Raw genomic sequence first — 17,091 nt, 5'->3', positions numbered from 1 at the left:
GTGGGCTGGGCGATAGATCCTGAGAGGAGAGTTTGATGGCACGCGTCGCGATCGTAACCGGCGGCACTCGCGGGATTGGGGAGGCGATCAGCCTTGCGCTAAAGGATCACGGCATGACGGTCGCCGCGACCTATGCTGGCAATGATGACCGTGCGCGCGAATTTACCGAGCGCACCGGAATTGCTGCATTCAAATGGGACGTCGCCGATTACGACGCGTGTCAGGAAGGCACGGCGAAGGTGGTCGAGGCGCTGGGGCCGGTGGACGTGCTGGTCAACAATGCCGGCATCACGCGCGACGGCACCATCCTGAAGCTCACCTATCAGGCGTGGAAAGAAGTGATCGACACCAATCTGGGCGGTTGCTTCAACATGGCCAAGGCGGTGTTTCCGGGCATGCGCGACCGCAAATGGGGCCGCATCGTCAATATCGGGTCGATCAACGGCCAGGCCGGCCAATATGGCCAGGTCAACTATGCCGCCGCCAAATCGGGCATTCATGGCTTCACTAAGGCCTTGGCGCAGGAAGGCGCGCGGGCGGGCGTAACGGTCAATGCGATCGCGCCCGGCTATATCGATACCGACATGGTCGCGGCGGTCCCGGCGGATGTGTTGGAGAAGATCGTCGCCAAGATCCCGGTCGGTCGGCTGGGCCAGGCGAGCGAAATCGCGCGCGGCGTCGCCTTCCTGTGTTCGGACGAAGGCGGATTCGTCACCGGCTCCACGCTCAGCATCAATGGCGGGCAACATATGTATTGATCGCCGGGCGCATCGCCCGGACATAAAGGAGGCCGGCCTCTAGGGAAGCCGGCCTCCGCCCCCTGTTACGCAACGCGGGGGTAACTCTGAAAGGCGTCGCGGTCGCGTTAGCGGCAATAGCCCGGCTGACCGTCCTTCTGGATCGCACGACCGGCCAGGGCACCGCCGCCTGCACCCAGGACGGTGCCGAGCGTGCGGTCGCCGCCGCCTGCGATCACATTGCCGAGCAAGCCGCCGGCAATCGCGCCGATAATGGTGCCGCGGTCGTTGTTGCAGCGGTTGCGGGCGCGGCTGTAGTAGCGGCGGTCCTGATAATAGCCGTCGTCGCGATAGCCGCGCCGATCGTCGCGGTAACCGCGATATCCGTCATCGCGATTGTAGCCGTCGCGATAGGCCTGATCGTAAGCATAGCCTTGGCCGCCATCGTAGCGCTGGGCGGCGGCAGGCGTGGCGGCCAGACCGGAAGCGGTCAGGACCATCGCCGTGGCTGCGAGCGTGAGTTTCTTCAACATGGTGCGTCTCCCGGTTGGTGTTTCCGATGATGCGGTTATGGCCGAGTCGGGCTGAGGTAAGCCTGAATGGCTCTGTTAGCCGTCGTTCATCGGCGCAGCGCCCGACGAATCGCGGTTGCGTGTCGCTGCTGGCTCCCGCAGGGGCGGGGGATGCGCATTTTATGGTCGGTTTTGTTTGCCTTGCTGTTCGTGCCGGATTCGACGGTGCCAGGGCGTCGCGTGAGGCTCGGCACCGATCCGCATTTTCGCGCCGTGCCGGTGATGCTTGATCCGGCCCGGCCCGACCTGACCCGCGTGGGGGATCTGGTGTGGCTGGGCGGTGTGCAGTTGCGCAGCCCAGATCCGCAATTCGGCGGCTTCTCCTCGCTCAGTGTCGCGGGCGACCGCTTCACCTTGCTCAGCGACAGCAGCGACATCGTGCGCTTCACAATGGGCTCGGATTGGAAGGTCCGCGACCCCAGTTTTGCAGAACTGCCCGCAGGTCCCGGAACGGGGTGGTTCAAGCGCGACCGCGACAGCGAATCGATGAGCATCGATAGCAAGACGGGCGCGGTCTGGGTCGGTTTCGAAGGGTATAATGCGTTTTGGCGCTACGATTCGGGCTTCCACCGGGTGGAGGCGCACGGAGCCCCGCCGGTGATGTCGAAATGGCCGGAAAATGAGGGCCCCGAGGCGATGACCCTGCTGCCGACAGGCGGGATGGTCACGATCGCTGAAACGAAGCCGTGGCCGAAAGCGAAAGGGCGTGGCGGTGTCCTTTTCTACGGTGATCCTGTGCAGCGACCGCGCTGGGGCTATCGCTTCAATTATCTGCCCCCGCGCGGCTACGATCCCAGCGACATGACAGTGCTGCCTGACGGGCGCTGGTTGATTCTCAACCGTCGCTTTGCCGGGGCACGCTTTTCCAATGTGCTGACCGTGGTCGATCCAGCGCAGGTCAAGCCGGGAGCGACGGTGCGCGGGCGCGATATCGCGACGCTGGCGGCCCCGCTGATCCACGATAATTTCGAGGGAGTCGCGGTGACGCGCGAAGGCGCTGCAACGATCATCTGGCTCGTCTCGGACGATAACCAATTGTCGCTACAGCGCAGCCTGTTGCTGAAGTTCAGGCTCGATCCGGTTACGCCGAAGCGCAACCGGAGCTGAGAGGGGATTTACGCGGCGGCCTGCGGCGCGGCGGTCAGCTTCTTGGCGACATCGCGCTTCAGGCGACGGGCGCGCAGCGACAGCTTGTCATCGGTCGTCTTGACCAGCCAGTTGTCGAGGCCGCCGACATGCTCGACCGAACGCAGGCCGTGCGCCGAAACGCGCAGCTTGACGCTGGTGCCGAGCGCGTCGGAGATCAGCGTGACGTTCTGCAGGTTCGGCAAGAACGTGCGCTTGGTCTTGTTGTTCGCGTGGGAAACGTTGTTACCCACCATCCGGCCCTTGCCGGTCAGTTCGCAGATCCGCGACATCGTAAATTCCTGAATGTCCGTGAGCCCATGAAGAGGCTCGTGAAGGCGGGGCGCATACCGAATGCAGTGCGGTCGGTCAACCGTCCGAGGCGATTCGATATCGCGATGCAACCATAAGGCCGGACGCCGGTTTGGTTACGGTAACGATTCGATGTTGCGAACACGGGAGAAGATCCATGCGCTTTCTTTTAGCTTTAGTCGGCCTTGCCGCGCTTGTCGTCGTTGCGCTTGTCTCGCTCGGGATGCTCAAGATCGATACCAAGGCGGGCTCGCTGCCGACGCTCAGCGTGAACGGCGGCAAGGCTCCGGAGGTCAGCGCCAATATGGCGACGGTCGAACTCGGCACCGAAAACAAGACGATCGAAGTGCCGACGGTTGGCACCACCACCAAGACGATCTCCGTGCCGACGCTAAAGGTCAACAAGCCGGTCAGCGCCGACGGTAACGCCGTTACGACCCAATAACGGCGCGCTACCTGCCGCCAGTTGCCGATTCGGCCGCAACTGGGGCATGGCAGCATGATGTTTCCGCTCCCTTCTCCGATGCGTGCCGCGCTGGCCGCTGCTGCTGATGCGGCGGCGGCGGGGGAGGTTCCGGTTGGCGCGGTGGTGGTGCTCGACGGGCGCATCATCGCCACCGCCGCCAACGCACCCCGCGCGCGGCATGATCCGACCGCCCATGCCGAAATGCTGGCGATTCGCGCGGCGGCTGCGGCGATCGGGTCGGATCGATTGAACGATTGTGATTTGTGGGTGACGCTGGAGCCGTGCGCGATGTGTGCAGGTGCCATCGCCCATGCCCGAATCGCCCGCCTTTATTATGGAGCGAGCGATCCGAAGGGTGGGGCGGTGGAGTATGGACCGCGCCTGTTTTCCCAGCCGACGATTCACCATCGGCCCGAGGTGTTTCCGGGAATCGGTGACGGCGAGGCGAGCGCCCTGCTGCGGAACTTTTTCGGCGGACTTCGCTGATTTTGTCCGCCTTCGCCAAATAACGGCAAGGCGATAGCCCTCGCGCGGTTGTGAAATGGCGCGATTCGCGCAAAGGAGGGGCTGCGCCATGGCACCGCTCCCCCCCTTTCCCTGGATCGACGTCGCGATCATCTTCGCGTTGATCGTATTGAACGGCGTTTTCGCCATGTCCGAACTGGCGATCGTCTCGGCGCGCAAGGCGCGGCTGGAGGCGATGGCGCGCACCGGCTATCGTGGTGCGCGCACCGCGCTGACGCTGGCGGCGGATCCGGGCAAGATCCTGTCGACGACGCAGATCGGCATTACGCTGATCGGGATTCTGGCGGGTGCCTATTCGGGCGCGAGCCTCGGCGGCCCGGTTGCGGCGCGGCTACATTTTCTGGGGCTGAGCGCGGAGACGACCGAGAGCGTCGGCTTTGCGATCGTCATCGGCATCACGACCTATGCGTCGCTGGTGATCGGCGAACTGGTGCCCAAGCAAATCGCGCTGCGCGCGCCTGAACCGCTGGCGGCCGCGATGGCGGGGCCGGTGCTGGCGCTGGCATGGAGCACGGCACCGGTGGTGTGGCTGCTCGATTCGTCGTCTGGACTGCTGTTTCGCCTGATGGGGCTGAAGCGCGAGAGCGAGGAGCATGTCACCGCCGAGGAACTCCATCTGATCGTCGCCGAGGCGAGCAAGTCGGGTGTGATCGAGGAGCATGAGCGTTCGATCATCTCGGGCGTGGTGCGGCTGGCGGATCGGCCGGTGCGCGAAGTGATGACGCCGCGCACCGACATTGAATGGATCGACGCGACGCTGGATGACGCCGGGTTGCGCGCCGCGCTGGTCAATGCCTCGCACAGTCGGCTGCCGGTGACCGAGGGCTCGGTCGATACCGTGATCGGCGTGGTGCAGGCGCGCGACATTGCGGTGGCGCTGTTCAAGGGCGAGCCGCTCGATCTGCGGGCGCTGATGCGACAGGCACCGATCGTGCTCGACCAGATCGACGCGATGGATGCGCTTGACGCGCTGCGCCAGGCAGAAGTGCCGATGGCGCTGATCCACGACGAATATGGCCATTTCGAAGGCATTGTGACCCCGGCCGATTTGCTCGCCGCGATTGCGGGTGAATTCGCGTCGGACGCCGACCCGGATGATGCGCCCTCGGTGGTGACGCGCAACGATGGCTCGCTGCTGGTTGCCGGGCAAATGGCGGTCGACATGCTGGCCGAACGGCTCGGCATCGATTTGCCCGAGGATCGCGATTATGCGACCGTTGCGGGCCTCGCACTCGCGGTGTTCCGCCATTTGCCGGGCGAGGGCGAAAGCTTCATCGAACAGGGCTGGAAGTTCGAAGTGGTCGACCTCGACGGGCGGCGAATCGACAAATTGCTGGTCAGCCGGGCGCGCACTGCGGGCTATCGACCGACCTAGCCACCGGCGGTTTGCGCTGCGAACCGAGTGCGGCGGACGTTACCGCCGCAACACGATCCGCCCGACTCGCCGCCCGCCTTCGCCGCGCACCAATTGCACCGATACGTCGATCACGCTTTCGACATAGCGGACGATCTCGCCGCGGCCGAGGCTGGTGCCCGCCTGCATCACCATCAATGCGATCTGGTCGATCGCGGCGGCGGGGCTGTCGGCGTGGACGGTGGTGATCGAACCGGGATGCCCAGAATTGACCGCGCGCAGGAAGCTGAACGCTTCGCTGCCGCGCAATTCGCCCAGGATGATGCGGTCGGGGCGCAGGCGGAGCGAGGCCTTGAGCAAATCCTCCGCCTCGACCTGTGCTTCGCCCTGGCCGCCGCGCACCGCGATCAGGCTGATGCTGTTAGGGTGGGTCATCTCCACTTCGGGCGTGTCCTCGATCAGCACCAGCCGTTCGCGCTCGGGGACCGCTTTCAGCAGGGCGTTGAGGAAGGTGGTCTTGCCGGTGGAGGTGCCGCCCGAAATCAGGACGTTCTTGCGCGCTTGCACAGCCTGGCGGAGGAAGTCGCCGATTTGGCGTGCCTCCAGCAGCGCCGCCAATGCCGCGTCCTCGGCACTTTCATGCTGGGTATCGCCAATCGCGGTGGCGGCGAAGGCATCACTCGCCTCGTAATCGGCGAGGGATAGCGCCCGTACCACTTGCCGGCGGATCGCCATGACCAGAGCGCCGCGCGTCGCGGGCGGGGCGACGATTTGCACCCGCGCGCCGCCCGGTAGCGTCGCCGACACCAGCGGATGCTCCCGGCTGATGCCTTGATGCGTGATCGCAGCGATCTGGGTGGCGAGTCGCCACAGATTGGACTCGGTCAAATCGGGCGCGGGGTGGCGCGTGCTTTGGCCGTCGAGCGTCTCGACCCAGATCTCGCCCGGCGCGTTGATATAGATGTCGGTGACATCGGCGCGCTCCAGCCACGGCGCGAGCGGACGCAGATAGGCGTCGAGATAGGTACCGGGCGGCGACAGCGCGTTCATTCCGCCGCCCCGCCGACCGCCGTGAAATCGAGATCGCGCGCCACGAACACGCGCACCGGCGTGCCCTGCGCGACCTTGATCGTCGGCGGGACGATCTGTGTCGGCAGCAAGGCGGCGGCGAGCCCGGTCGCTTCCTGGCTCGACCCGATCAGGATTTGCGTGTTCGATCCGCGCGACACCGCTGCCACTGCGGCATTGACCACCGACAGCAGCACCGAATTGGTGAAGCGCTGGAAGAAATGGCGGTTGACGCTGCCCGCCAGCCCGGCGCGGCCCAGCGTATCGGCGGCGGGCGAGCCGATCTGGATCGAGGCACCATCGGGCCGGATCACCCGCGTCCAGATCACGAACGCGCGCGACTGCCCCTGCGCGACCGCGCTTTTATATTGCCCGACCAACCGACTGCCGCGCGGGATCAGCACTGTACTGCCGTCAAAGCTGCGCACGTCGCGGCTGACCACCGCGCGCGCGAAACCGGGCAAATCCGAATTGAGCGCGGTTTCCAATACCGCTGGGATGATCGCACCCTGCGGCACCACCGTTGCCAGATTATGCAGTTGCGAGGCGCGTGCGCGCTCGGGTTCGGCGGACGAGACCCGCTCGGCAAATTGTTCGTCGCCGTCCAGATGCGAGGCACCGCCGCTTTTGCCGTCGGCGGCTTTGGCGGCATCGGTTGCGCCCGCTTTGCCGGGTTCGGTGGCGGGGGCGGGAGGCGCGACCGACAGATCGACGATCAGTGCGGGCGATTTCAGCCGCTGCGCCTCGTTCAGCGCTGCCACCGATGGGCCGATAAAACCGGGTGCGGCAACGGACACCGGCGGCAACGGTGTGGCAACGGGCACAGGATTGGGCGTAGCCGCCGGTGCCGGCACAACGCCATGTGCCGCCGCCTCGACCGCCGCGATCTCCGCAGGCGGGGCGAGTGGGGCGACCAAGTCGGCAGGGCGGCCAGCGCGCGTGACGATGCCATCGCTGACGGGTGCCCGCGCTGCGTACAGCAAGGTGAAACACAGCAGCCCGAGCGAAACCGCCCCGGCACCAATCAGCCAGCCACCTCGCTGTGGTCGGGGGGAGGCGACGGCGGGCCGGGATGGGCCGATGGCGGCGCTGGGGGAAAGCGGATCGGTCATGGCTTGGCTCGCTCGGCGGATTTGGCGGCTTTTGCGGTCTTGGCGTCGAACGGCGGCGGCGCGTCGGGGCCAGGGTCGGGCTCGCGCCAACCTTCGTTGATCAGCGTGGTTGTCTCGCTGCCGTTGCGCAGCAGGAAGCGCGGCGCGATCTGTTCGACGATGGTATAGCCCTGGCGCACGCCATAATTGACCAGGCTTTCCTCGCCCTTGCCGGTCACGGCGAAAATCGCCGGGGTGGGGGTCTGTTCGGCCCATTTGAAATAGGTGAAATGGCCATCGTCGAACACCAGGGTCGGCAACAGCGACCGCGCGCCGGTATAGCTGTAGCGCGTGTTGCTGCGCACCGGTGGCGGCGGCGCGGTCGGTGCGGCGGCGAGTTCGACCGGAGCGGCGGGATAGACGAAACGGACGACATAGGTGCGCGCGCCGCCATGCGCGGTTTTGCCGCGGCTGGCGTCGAGATCGAAGATATAGCGGCGCTGGTCGGTCACCACCGACATGTTGGTCAGGATGTTGGCGTCGAGCGGCTTCAGGAACAGGATATTGGCGCGCTTGTTGGGCACCACCTGCCAGGCAAGCGCATCGCCGATCGAGACGTTTTCGATATGCTCGTCGGGCGCAAACTCGATCATGACCTGGAAACCGAGTTGCCCGTGCAGCGTCACCAGATGATCGGGATCATAAGCGATATTGCGGATGTGCGGATCGACCCAGGCGGGGCGGTCGGGTGCCGCCGTCGCCGCGACGCACGCCGTCCAGGTCGCGGCCAGCGCGATCAGCCAGGGGACGGTGGTGCGGGTCATCGCGTCGGCACTCCAAGCGCGCTGTCGAACTGGACCGGGCTGGGGGCGGTGTCCTCGGCATCGCGACGATAATGCGTCACCTGAAAGCCGAGCGGATTGACGAAGCGATCCTCCATCCGCATCGGCGCGCCCGAAAAGCGATAGTCGATCACCGCCGTCCAGCTCCGCCGTTCGCCGCCAGCCGCGCCCTGATCGTGGCGGATCGTATCGAAGCGCACCGTCGCGCTGCCCGTTCGTGGCATGGTGACGCTCTTCACCGTGGTCGAGACGATGGTGGTCGCGGGATAGCGGGTGAGCGGGCTGTCGGGATTGCCCTTCTGGAACAGGTGGCGATAGGCGGCGCGCGTCGGGCCGTCCGACCACAAGGCGGTTTTTTCGTAATTGGCGCGCAGATCGCTCGCGTCGAAGGTTTCGCGCGCGATGACATATTGGACGATCGCGGCTTGCGCGATGGCGCTGTCCTGGGTGAGCGCTCCGGGGGCGAGGCCCTTGATCGTCTCGGCATAGCCGCTCTGTCGATCGACCAGGATGGTATAGGGCACCACGGTCTTAAGCGGGGCAAGTGCCGCGAGCGCGACCGCCTCCAGGACCGCGATCAGCGCGGCGACACCCGCCAGCATCAGTGCGCGCCGCCGCGCGGCCTCCGCGCGCGCGATGAGATCGTCGCCCCAATTCTCGGGGCGTTGCTGCAGTATCCGCGCGAAGGCGGGTTCGGGGTTGGGCTGGTGCATGGTCAATCGGGCCTTCTTGAGGCGGTGCCGGAAACGGTGCGCGTGGGGGTGATGCGTCGCGCGCCGTCGCCGAGGCGAGTCTGGTCGCGCGTCGGAGTCCAGGGGTCACGACTGGCGGCGGCGCTCGCCCCGGTGCTGCCGAGGATGCGGACGCTGGTCTCGCCGCCATCCGCGCGAACCAGCCGCTCTTCGCGCCGTGCCAGCGCGGCGACAGCGGCACTGGTGCGCGCGGCGGGGGAGGCGAGCGCTTCCGGAGCTGGTGTGGACCGGGCCTGTGCGGGAGATGGCACCTGCGGCGCGGCAGGGGCCTTGCGCTCGGGCAAGCGAAAGCCGCGGAACACGGTGGCCGAGGCGATCAGCAAGCCCGTCGCTACCGCAGCGAAGACCAGCACCAGCAGCAGGACGCTATAGGCGGTGTCGGCGCGCACGGCTCCGGTCGCGCGCTGCTCGACCATCGCCGCCAGCGACGGCTCGAGTATCTCCAGCATCACCGCCAGCAGAAAGATCGTCGTCATCGGGGCGGAGGCAAAGGCCAGCGTCGCGCGCAGCCACCCCTCGAACAGCCCGCGCGTCACGTCGAACAGCAACAGCGCGATGAAGATCGGGCCGATCGCCAGTAGCACCCCCAGCACGACCTTGGTGGCGAGCAACAGCCCCAGGCTGAAAAACAGCAGCATGGCGGCGGCTGCCTTCAGCGCCAGCACCTTCACCCCGCCGCCGAGCAGCGGCAACGCTTGCAGAGCGGCGATCTGCGGCACGGCGGCGAGCGGACCCGTCGGCTTGGCGGGCACGGGCGGGGTGGGCGCGGCGCTCAGGATGTCGAACGCGCGCTGCAGCCGGTCGAAAATGTCGCCGCCGCTTGCGGTCGCCGAATCGAGGTGCAGCATGGCGGTCGCGATCTGCGCGGTGCCGTCGAACAGCACGCGCACCACGATCGCCTGATAGGTGTCCCATTGCGTGGCAAAGGACAGGATCGCGGCGAGCTTCACCACCGACAGCGTCACGTCGCCAATGCGCAAACCGCCCCGACCCAGCATCAATTGATAGCCGATCAGCGCGACATACAGCGTCATCAGCGTGGTGAGGACGCTCGCGAAGCTGCCCCCGCTCTGGAACAGCCCGTCATAGCCGGTGTGGACCAGCGTGCGCACCTGACAATCGGTCACGCGCAGCAGCGCATGGACCAGATGGACATCGGGCGGGGCGGCGGGGCAGGCGTTCGACATGGCGGCTAAGCCAGCAGCCGTGGCAGCCACTGCGCCGGATCGTCGCCGACCTCGGCGCGGATCGCATCGAGGCGGCGCACACTGCTTTCGCGGCCCGACAGGATCGTCAGCAAATCGGGCATACCGCCCAGATTGAGCCGCGCGATCACGCTGTCATTGCCATGCTTGATCAGGAAGCAGCGCGCCGTGTCAGGCAGCGTGCGGATCAGGTCGAATTCATGCGCGGTCAAGCCAAAGCCGTCGCAATAATCGACTGCCTGCGCCTTGGGATTGACCATGAAAATCTGCGTCGCGGCTTGCTCGATGATCGCGCTGGAAATCTGGCTGGCCAGCGCGTCCGATGCGCTTTGGGTGCAGAAACCGACGATGCCGTTGCGTTTGCGGATCGTCTTTTCCCAGTCCTTGATGCGCAGCACGAACGCGGGATCGTCGAGCGCTTTCCAGCCTTCATCGATCACGATGATGCTGGGCGTGCCATCCAGCCGCTGTTCGACGCGGTGGAACAGGTACATCATCACCGGCGTGCGCGCGGCGGGATCGTCGAGGATTTGCGTCATGTCGAAGCCGAGCGTCGCCACGTCGAGATCGAGCGCGTCTTCCTCATTGTCGAACAGCCACGCATAATCGCCCTTGCCGCACCACGCGGCCAGCCGCGCGGCGAGATCGAGCGTGGTCGGGCGTCCGCGTCCACGGAACAGCTCGACGAAATAGCGCAGCCGCCGGAGCGCGCGCGGCTGGCTGAAATTGGCGTCGACCGCATCGGCGATGCGCGCCAGATCCTCCGCGTCGAGCGCGGGGCCAGTGCCCGACACCAGCTTGGCCACCCAGTCGCACAGGAAGCGCCGGTTGGCCGGTTCGTCCTCCAGCAGCAGCGGGTTGAGCCCGGTCGGCTGGCCGGGGCGTAGCAGATCGTAGCGCCCGCCAATCGCGCGCAGGAAAATCTCCGCGCCGCGATCCTTGTCGAAATAGATCGTGCGCGGCGACAGCTTCTGCGCCTGGGCGAGCAGGAAGCCCATCACCACCGTCTTGCCCGCGCCCGACGGGCCAATCACGGTGAAATTGCCGAGATCGCCCTTGTGGAAATTGAAATAATAGGGGCCAGCCGATGTCGTCTCTAACACCGTGATCGCCGGGCCCCAATGGTTGCCCTGCGCCGACCCGGACGGGAAGCAATGGCCGCTGGCCAGGCTGGCGAAATTGCCGCTCGACACCAAGGCGCGCCGCGCGATGAATTTGAAATTGCCGGGGAACTGCGCCCAATAAGCGGCTTCGAGATTAACGTCCTCGCGCACCGCGATCACGCCCAGTTCGCTAAACGCGGTCTGCACATCGGCGGCGGCGAAATTGAGCGCGTCGAGCGTGTCGGCCTTGACCATCACGGTCAGGTGATGCTCGCCAAAACCGGACCGCCCCGCCGCGACATCGTCCTTGGCCGATGCCAGTTCGTAGCGTTGGCTCAGCGCCTCATCATCGGCGGCCTTCATCCGGCGCAAAGCGAGGTTCATGCGGTCGAGTGTCGCCTGGCGATCGACAAAGGCGAAGCTCTCGCTCAGCACCATTTCGGCGGGCAGGCGCAGCAAATCGTCGAACATGCCCGGCACGGTCTGCGCCGGATAATCCTTGATCGAGACCATCGCCGCGAAGCGACGCGGCGCATCGCCAGTGGCCGCGAGTTCGAGCGCGTCGGCCCCGAAGCTGATCCGGCGATCGGGCAGATAATGGCCGAAATCGCCGCCCGGCTCCATCACCCGGCGCAAATCGCCGCCGTAGAGCAATGCGAGAAATTCGAGCGGTTCCGAACAGCGTCCGACAGGCCCGGCATAGCTGGTGAGCAAGCGCGCGCCATAGGGTTCGAGCGAAGCAAGCAGGATGTCGCGCGCGGCGTTGAGCGCGACCAGATCGCGCATCCGCCGCGCGTTACTCTCCGCGCGTCCGCTCCCGCGCACCAGATTTTGCAGCACCCCGATCCGCCCCGGCAGCGGCCGCCGCACCAGCGTGATGAACAGGTCGTTGACGTAGAGTTTCCGGCTGGACAGCTTGGTACGCCACGCGGTGTCGAGCGACTGGCTGAAGGGATCGGCAAAGGTCCCTTCGAACACCGGCTGCACTTCGCGGCGGACGACATGATGATAGAGCGCGAAGCGCGCATCGGCGATGCCGCGCAGCATCGTGTCGCGCAGCGTCTTGCGGTAATTCAGTTCCTCCGAATCCGCCGTCTCGAACGGGAAGCCGGTCAGCCGGACGACTTGCATCATCCGCCCGTCGCGCAGCTCGATCGTCGCATCGTCGAGCGCGCGGGCATAGGGCAAATACGCGCCCGCCGAGCGTTCACGGGCGAAGCTCGGGGGCTGGTCAACCGGGGAGGTGCGCGCCAGCATCGTTCAGGGACAGTAAGAGTTGCAACGCCAATAGGCGTGGTTGCGCCCGCGCGGGCATTGCGCGAGCTTGGTCATCCACAAATCGAAGAAGCGCGGCTCGCGCAGGCATGCGAGATACCCGCCCAGATGGATGACGAGCGACAGCAGCAGCACCAAAAACGATTTGGTGACGAGAAACGCCTCCATCGTGATGACCGCGTTGAGCACGAAGAAGCTGTAGGTAACGCCCGCGAACATTTGCGGCCGGGTCAGCGCGCCGAACACCGGATCGCGGGCGAGCGGCGCGTTCACAGCCCTGGCCCCGTCGCGGCGGATTTGATCCCGGCGACGATCGCGGCGGCCCCGAACACGATGAAGCATCCGAGGATCACCGTTGCGCCGCGCCGCCAGTCAATGCGGCCGGTGAGCATCCCCAACCCGGTCGCGCCAACCGCGATCACCGCCAGCGAGGTCGCCACCGCGCCGAGCAGCGTGCCCTGCACCCAATCGACCGCCGACACGATCACGCCCGATCCCGACGGGTCGAGCGAGGCGGATTGCGCGTGCGCCATCGTGCTCCACAGCAGGCCAAGGCCCGCCGCGACGGGACGCGCAAGAATAGGAGTGCGCCGAAGCGATATCATCGATCATTCCTCTGCTTGAACTTGGGGGCGACGCCCTCGACGGTGCTGCCGAGCCGCCCGAGCACCGCCCCGACATAAGCGCGCGTTTCACGGTAAGGCGGCACCCCGCGCCAGCGATCGACCGCACCCGGACCGGCATTGTAAGCGGCGAGACTGAGCACGAGATCGCCGCGATAGCGCCGCATCAGCCGCGCGAGATACAGCGCGCCGCCCTGATAATTCTGTTCCGAATCATACGGGTTCACCCCCAATGCGCGGGCGGTGGCGGGCATCAACTGCATCTCGCCAATCGCACCGGCGCGCGACACCACGCCCGCACGGAAGCGCGATTCCTGCCACGCCACGGCTTCGATCAACGCTGGGCTGACCCCCGTCGCGAGCCCGGCGCGCGTGGCGGCTTGCGCGGTCGGGTTGGTGGAGGCGCGGGGTTCGCGCACCGGGGCCGGAGGCACGATCGCGCGACTGCCCTCGGCGGTGAATTGCGTCGGTCCGGTATAAACGCTGGTCTGGCCGTCGGTGCCGATTTCGATCACTTGCGCCGATACCGGCACGGCGAAGCCGAGCGCGGTCGCTGCCGCTGCTCTTATGCTCCACACGCCGATCCGCGTCATCGTCTCGCGATCCTTCGCTGCGGGGCGACGTGTATCGCCAACCGCGGTTGATAGCGCCCGGATGCCAGCCGTCGCCTTACGGCGCGCGGCGCGACATCGGGGGCCGGGGATAGCCGAAGGTCAGGCTCGAAAACGTCGTTTCGAAATCCGCTTTGGGATTGCCCTTGATCGGCTTTGTCCAGATTACGTTGAGCTGCCAGTTTCCGATGCGCGGCACGCGAAATAAAGCGCGCCCGGCGGCGTCGGTCACATGCGTGGCGAGCGGACGTTCGTCGAAATCGAGGTTGTTCAGCTTGACCGTGCCGCCCGCCAGCGGCTTGCCTTCGTAAAACACGCGCACCGGTAAATCGGCCCCCGGCGGCAAGGTGTAGGGATCGCGCTCCAGCACCAGTTCCAGGCTGAGGCCGATGCGCCGGGTCGCCACGTCGGTGGCGGGCGCGTTGCCCACCTGGATCAACGCCTTGGCGCGGCGCGAATACAGCTCGCGTCCGGGGGAATCGGTCATGCCCGTGCGTTGGCGCAGTGCGAGCGCGGGGGTTAATCCCTCCACCTTCAGATAATCGGTAAAGCGGATGCCGGGCAGTTCGCTCGGCGTCGGATTGGTCGCCAGCGCGTACATATACTCGCCTGGCGGTCCGAAATGGAGCGTGGTATCGGTCGTGGCGGACCCCAGCTTCAGCTCGGGCCGCCGGTCGCTGTGGCCGTCGGGGCCATAGCGGTCGAACCGCGTGATGCGGTTCGCCTCGATGAGCGATTTCGAACGATAGCTGCCGTGGCCGACCAGAATCGACATGGTGGTGGTGCCGCCGGACGGAACCCAGAAGGCGTTGGGCTGGATCCAGAAATCATGCGCCAGCGCCAGGCCGGGCACCGCCAAAACGGCCACTGCGCCTAAGCGCCACATGGTCCCGCGACGCAGCTTCATCCGGCGCAAAGGCATCGATTTGGCGCGCTGGCCCGTAAGCCTGGCACATTCCCGGGCGACAAGGTTGGATAATGACACGGTCTGGAATTCTCCCAAGCGATGTTGTCTTTACGGAGCAGGGCCGGATTTTGGTGCAGCGCCGGGTAAACAATCCGGTCGCGCCCACACGCCCGTCGCCGCTTGTGCCGCTGGCCTGTGCGGTCACCCTGGCGAGCGTGCTCGCGACGCCCGCCAGCGCGCATACCGGTACGGGTTTGGCGGGCGGGTTCGTTTCCGGGTTGCTCCATCCGCTCAGCGGAATGGATCATTTGCTGGCGATGGTGTCGGTCGGTCTGTGGGGCGCGATTCTGGGGCGGCCGTTGCTGGTCGCCTTGCCGGTGATCTTCCCTGCGATGATGGCGGGCGGGGCGATCCTTGGGATGGTCGGCGCGCCGGTGCCGCCGGTCGAACTCGGCATCGCGCTGTCGGTGCTGATGCTGGGCATGGCGATTGCGTTCGGCCTGCGCCCGCCGGTGTGGCTGGCGTCGGTCATGGTTGGCGTGTTCGCGCTGTTCCACGGCTATGCGCATGGCCGCGAATTGCCGTCCGCCGCCGATCCGATCGGCTATAGCGCGGGCTTCGTGCTCAGTACCGGGCTGCTGCATATCGCCGGTATCGCAGTCGGAACCGTGAACGATACGCGGCGCGGCGCGCTGTTCGTCAAAGGTCTGGGCGCGGGCATTGGCGTGACGGGGTTGTATTTCCTGGCCCGCGTGTTGCTGTGATGCGCGACGGTCTGCTTCCATCGGCGATGCTGTGCGTCGCGCTGGCGCTGGCGCTGGGGTTCGTGCCGACCCGCATCTGGGGGATCGCTGTAGCGGCCTTGCTGTTCGGATGTGCCGCCGCCTTGCTGCTGCCGGTCACGCCCGATCACGCCGACGCGATTTTCCTGGGCTGCTGGGTCAGCACCGTCGTGCTGGCGGGCTGCGTCCATCTGCCCCGCGGCATGAACCGCGCCACCGCTGTGGTGCTGGGCCTTAACGCAGGCGTGTGGGCCTGTCTGGTGGCGCGTGTCGGCGGGGGCGCGGCAAACCTGCTGGTCGCGGTCCCGCTTGTGCTGTTGTGCGTTCCGGCGCGTTGGCTGGTGCTGACCGGGCGCGGAATCGCGCTGAAAGTGGCGGCAAGCTGGCTGCTGGCGATCGGGGTGATGGAAATGATCCTGATGCTGACACCGACACCGGGCTACAAGCCCGATCACATGGAGTGAGCCTGGCTTGGCGTCAGGAGGACAGCGCCACTGCCTGATCGAAAAACACCCGCAATTGTTGCACCCCGCGCCGCATTCTCGCTTTGGCGGTGCCGACGGGGACGCAGAGCACCGTAGCCAGTTCCTCATGCGTGTAGCCATAGACCAAGGCGAGCGTCAGAACCTCGCGTTGCTTGTCGGCCAGTTTCGAAAAGCCGCTGAACATGTCGAGCCGCTCGATCACCGGGTCCGCAAGTGAGGCGATGTGGTCGACATGATCGGCAATGTCTTCCAACTGTGTGCGGTTGCGGCGGACATGGTCGATCGCGGCGTTGCGGGCGATGCGCGAAATCCATGCCATTGCCGGGCCTTTGGCCGGATCGAACTGCTTGGCCTGCGACCAGACGCGGACGAAGGTGTCCTGCGTCACGTCTTCTGCGATCACGGGCTGGCCGACGATGCGCAGCGCAATGTTGAACAGGCGGCGGTTGATCGCGTCATAAAGGGCGCGAAAGGCGCGCGTGTCACCGGCGGCGGTGGCACTGAGCAAGCGCGAGAGGGCAAGGTCGAACCTGTCGATCGCAGCGGTTTGGTCCGCCGTTTTTAGTGCACTCGACATGATACCCCCACCCGTCTCAAGATCGTGTCGGGCTGCCTGAAGGCACCGACATCCCCAATACGGGCGGGCCATCCGAAAGGATGCGGGGCGAGTGGGGCCGGTTCGCGTAACCTCCGGGATTACAGGTCGAACGGGTCGCCGGGCGTGTCTTCGTCAAGCGGGGCCAGCGGCCCACGAATGTAGAGGAGCGCACCGTCGCGGCTGGTTAGCGTGCCGTGATCATGCCCGGTAAAGGCAATATGGAGATCGCCCTCGCGTGCGATGTCGCCATCGACCTCGATTTCGCCCGACAGGACCAGGCACTCTTCCACCGACGCGTGCGAATGCGGTGGCACCTCGGCACCGGGTTCCAGCTTCAGATAATAGGATTCCCAACCCGCATTGGCATCGACATAGAGTTGGCGCTTCAGCACCTTGGGCCCGATGCTCAGCCACACGGCCGAGTCCTTGGTAATCGTCAAGCGCGGGCGCGCCGCCACCAAGGCGGCAATGCGCGCCTCGATTTGCTGCCAGCGCGCATCGCCATCCGAATCGACCGATGCCGATGGATCCGATCGGCCGCTTTCAGGCCCCGCGTCTTCAACCATCGTCATATCGAACCGGTGCCCTTCACCCACTATTCCTCAGCTCTTACGCAGCATTTCCCAATTGCGATGCGCTACCATAGCGATGGCGCATG

Annotated in this window: 21 protein-coding genes; 7 read left to right on the top strand and 14 right to left on the bottom strand. The window is 66.0% G+C overall.

Going from position 1 to position 17,091, the window contains the following annotated elements; all coding sequences use genetic code 11:
• The first annotated feature begins 35 nt into the window (after positions 1 to 35).
• Complete coding sequence (gene phbB, locus EJC47_RS01370; protein ID WP_126845170.1) at positions 36 to 758, top strand: acetoacetyl-CoA reductase; 723 nt, start codon at positions 36 to 38, stop codon at positions 756 to 758.
• Between the two features lie 107 nt (positions 759 to 865).
• Here phbB and EJC47_RS01365 read toward each other — a convergent pair whose 3' ends face one another.
• Positions 866 to 1,270 (bottom strand): glycine zipper 2TM domain-containing protein, encoded by a 405-nt coding sequence (locus tag EJC47_RS01365; RefSeq protein ID WP_033966514.1) that lies wholly within the window; start codon positions 1,268 to 1,270, stop codon positions 866 to 868.
• 150 nt (positions 1,271 to 1,420) lie between these two features.
• Here EJC47_RS01365 and EJC47_RS01360 point away from each other — a divergent pair, with 150 nt between their 5' ends.
• On the top strand, positions 1,421 to 2,416 hold the full coding sequence (locus EJC47_RS01360) for an esterase-like activity of phytase family protein (RefSeq protein ID WP_126845169.1): 996 nt from the start codon (positions 1,421 to 1,423) through the stop codon (positions 2,414 to 2,416).
• A gap of 8 nt (positions 2,417 to 2,424) precedes the next feature.
• Here the strand turns inward: EJC47_RS01360 and rpmB are convergent, their stop codons facing one another.
• A complete protein-coding gene (gene rpmB / locus EJC47_RS01355; protein WP_010406662.1) occupies positions 2,425 to 2,727 on the bottom strand; it encodes a 50S ribosomal protein L28 in 303 nt (100 codons plus the stop codon).
• A 176-nt stretch (positions 2,728 to 2,903) separates the two neighbouring features.
• On the opposite strand from rpmB, the gene EJC47_RS01350 reads away from it, so the two are divergent.
• The 3 genes from EJC47_RS01350 (at position 2,904) to EJC47_RS01340 (ending at position 5,112) form a co-directional block, all read left to right on the top strand.
• Positions 2,904 to 3,191: a hypothetical protein gene (locus EJC47_RS01350; RefSeq protein ID WP_010406664.1), complete on the top strand. Its 288-nt coding sequence runs from the start codon at positions 2,904 to 2,906 to the stop codon at positions 3,189 to 3,191.
• 57 nt (positions 3,192 to 3,248) lie between these two features.
• Positions 3,249 to 3,698 (top strand): nucleoside deaminase, encoded by a 450-nt coding sequence (locus tag EJC47_RS01345; RefSeq protein WP_260591439.1) that lies wholly within the window; start codon positions 3,249 to 3,251, stop codon positions 3,696 to 3,698.
• 88 nt (positions 3,699 to 3,786) lie between these two features.
• Positions 3,787 to 5,112 (top strand): hemolysin family protein, encoded by a 1,326-nt coding sequence (locus tag EJC47_RS01340; protein ID WP_126845168.1) that lies wholly within the window; start codon positions 3,787 to 3,789, stop codon positions 5,110 to 5,112.
• Between the two features lie 39 nt (positions 5,113 to 5,151).
• Here the strand turns inward: EJC47_RS01340 and virB11 are convergent, their stop codons facing one another.
• The 10 genes from virB11 to EJC47_RS01290 form a co-directional block, all read right to left on the bottom strand.
• Positions 5,152 to 6,141, bottom strand: coding sequence for a P-type DNA transfer ATPase VirB11 (gene virB11 / locus EJC47_RS01335; protein WP_126845167.1), 990 nt, complete (start codon positions 6,139 to 6,141; stop codon positions 5,152 to 5,154).
• A complete protein-coding gene (locus tag EJC47_RS01330; RefSeq protein WP_126845166.1) occupies positions 6,138 to 7,271 on the bottom strand; it encodes a TrbI/VirB10 family protein in 1,134 nt (377 codons plus the stop codon). The genes virB11 and EJC47_RS01330 overlap by 4 nt, the downstream gene beginning before the upstream one ends.
• Positions 7,268 to 8,074: a TrbG/VirB9 family P-type conjugative transfer protein gene (locus EJC47_RS01325; protein WP_126845165.1), complete on the bottom strand. Its 807-nt coding sequence runs from the start codon at positions 8,072 to 8,074 to the stop codon at positions 7,268 to 7,270. The genes EJC47_RS01330 and EJC47_RS01325 overlap by 4 nt, the downstream gene beginning before the upstream one ends.
• The gene (locus EJC47_RS01320; RefSeq protein ID WP_260591438.1) at positions 8,071 to 8,805 is read right to left on the bottom strand and encodes a virB8 family protein; all 735 of its coding nucleotides are present in this window, start codon (positions 8,803 to 8,805) and stop codon (positions 8,071 to 8,073) included. Before EJC47_RS01320 ends, EJC47_RS01325 begins: the two co-directional genes overlap by 4 nt.
• Positions 8,806 to 8,807: 2 nt before the next feature.
• Positions 8,808 to 10,031, bottom strand: a complete 1,224-nt coding sequence (locus EJC47_RS01315) for a type IV secretion system protein (RefSeq protein ID WP_126845163.1) — start codon at positions 10,029 to 10,031, stop codon at positions 8,808 to 8,810.
• 5 nt (positions 10,032 to 10,036) lie between these two features.
• Positions 10,037 to 12,409 (bottom strand): VirB4 family type IV secretion/conjugal transfer ATPase, encoded by a 2,373-nt coding sequence (locus tag EJC47_RS01310; protein ID WP_126845162.1) that lies wholly within the window; start codon positions 12,407 to 12,409, stop codon positions 10,037 to 10,039.
• Positions 12,410 to 12,412: 3 nt separating this feature from the next.
• A complete protein-coding gene (locus tag EJC47_RS01305) occupies positions 12,413 to 12,700 on the bottom strand; it encodes a type IV secretion system protein VirB3 (RefSeq protein ID WP_033964033.1) in 288 nt (95 codons plus the stop codon).
• Positions 12,697 to 13,032, bottom strand: a complete 336-nt coding sequence (locus EJC47_RS01300; RefSeq protein WP_033964034.1) for a TrbC/VirB2 family protein — start codon at positions 13,030 to 13,032, stop codon at positions 12,697 to 12,699. The genes EJC47_RS01305 and EJC47_RS01300 overlap by 4 nt, the downstream gene beginning before the upstream one ends.
• On the bottom strand, positions 13,029 to 13,643 hold the full coding sequence (locus EJC47_RS01295) for a lytic transglycosylase domain-containing protein (protein WP_126845161.1): 615 nt from the start codon (positions 13,641 to 13,643) through the stop codon (positions 13,029 to 13,031). The genes EJC47_RS01300 and EJC47_RS01295 overlap by 4 nt, the downstream gene beginning before the upstream one ends.
• 76 nt (positions 13,644 to 13,719) lie before the next feature.
• On the bottom strand, positions 13,720 to 14,529 hold the full coding sequence (locus tag EJC47_RS01290) for a DUF4198 domain-containing protein (RefSeq protein ID WP_260591434.1): 810 nt from the start codon (positions 14,527 to 14,529) through the stop codon (positions 13,720 to 13,722).
• A 170-nt stretch (positions 14,530 to 14,699) separates the two neighbouring features.
• Between EJC47_RS01290 and EJC47_RS01285 the strand changes: the two genes are divergently transcribed.
• Entirely contained in the window at positions 14,700 to 15,332 is a 633-nt protein-coding gene (locus tag EJC47_RS01285) for a HupE/UreJ family protein (protein WP_260591433.1), read from the top strand.
• Positions 15,332 to 15,814 (top strand): hypothetical protein, encoded by a 483-nt coding sequence (locus EJC47_RS01280; RefSeq protein ID WP_126845159.1) that lies wholly within the window; start codon positions 15,332 to 15,334, stop codon positions 15,812 to 15,814. The genes EJC47_RS01285 and EJC47_RS01280 overlap by 1 nt, the downstream gene beginning before the upstream one ends.
• 13 nt (positions 15,815 to 15,827) lie before the next feature.
• Here EJC47_RS01280 and EJC47_RS01275 read toward each other — a convergent pair whose 3' ends face one another.
• Both EJC47_RS01275 and EJC47_RS01270 read right to left on the bottom strand, forming a co-directional pair.
• On the bottom strand, positions 15,828 to 16,412 hold the full coding sequence (locus EJC47_RS01275) for an RNA polymerase sigma factor (RefSeq protein ID WP_185867518.1): 585 nt from the start codon (positions 16,410 to 16,412) through the stop codon (positions 15,828 to 15,830).
• Positions 16,413 to 16,531: 119 nt separating this feature from the next.
• Entirely contained in the window at positions 16,532 to 17,005 is a 474-nt protein-coding gene (locus EJC47_RS01270) for a cupin domain-containing protein (RefSeq protein ID WP_126845157.1), read from the bottom strand.
• Positions 17,006 to 17,091: the final 86 nt, after the last annotated feature.

This window comes from Sphingomonas sp. TF3 (genome assembly GCF_003985085.1).
Lineage (GTDB): Bacteria > Pseudomonadota > Alphaproteobacteria > Sphingomonadales > Sphingomonadaceae > Sphingomonas.
The sequence above is the reverse complement of the archived record's forward strand: the minus strand, read 5'-3'. Positions and strand labels throughout refer to the sequence as shown.